At 52.8% G+C, this 839-nt stretch carries 1 pseudogene; it reads right to left on the reverse strand.

The annotated features are described in order from the left end of the window. Nucleotides 1-839, reverse strand: a pseudogene (locus HK26_RS13680) (terminase large subunit); the annotation flags it as partial.

An 839-nucleotide genomic window follows, 5' to 3' on the forward strand; every position in this document is an offset into this window, starting at 1 on the left:
TCAATATCGGCGCATGGGTCTTTCATGACCCACAGGTCGCCCTGCTTCTCAAAATCCAGAAACTGGCTTGCCTCTTTCTTGCGGATTTCCAGAACATTATGGTTGACCCAGCTACGGGACCAGCAGAGCCATTCAGCAGTAATGCTATCGCGCCCCATGATGACCAGGGAAAGCATGTCATCCAGACCGCCCCCATCAATTCCGGCCACGATCACGTCTGATCGGGTCTGGATTTCTTCAAGCGTCAACTCATTGTCTGCTTGATCCATCCAGTAGTCTGCACCCGCCCAGCGGTCATTCCGCAGTGCCAGGCCGATTTCCACATTCAGGTGCTGAGAAGCCCATCGTGTCAGTTCCTCCAGACCAGCAGCCTTGGCCTCAGCATAATCCTCTTTTAACCGCTCTACCGTAATTGATCGCCCTGCGTTTGGTAGAACCATGTGCCAGCATGATGAATTTTCCCAAGGGGCGGGCTCACCAGGTATGGTTGAGATTTTTTGCAGATCCTCGGGGAACTCATAGAGGATTGGCAGTGTATGTCCCTGCACCTCACCTTCACGGATAGATCGGGCTTTCATCAGATCTGCCTTGAAAACACCGCGCGGTGGTTTTTCACTCTGTGTTGTGATGATCAGCAGGAAAGCCTCTGGCTGGCTGATCATGCCTCCGCGTATCTGCCCCATGACCCGCGAGGCATCAGATTTTTCCGCAATAACGTGCTCTTCATCAACCAGCACGCCAGCAGGTTTTACGCCGGTCATGACGTCAGGCGAGAAAGTTTTGATCTGGAGCGTGGCCCCGGTTTGTAAAAACGTAATGGTTTTCTTGTGCGCCTGAAT

This window comes from Acetobacter okinawensis, from assembly GCF_002153655.1.
GTDB classification, from domain to species: Bacteria; Pseudomonadota; Alphaproteobacteria; order Acetobacterales; family Acetobacteraceae; genus Acetobacter; species Acetobacter okinawensis_A.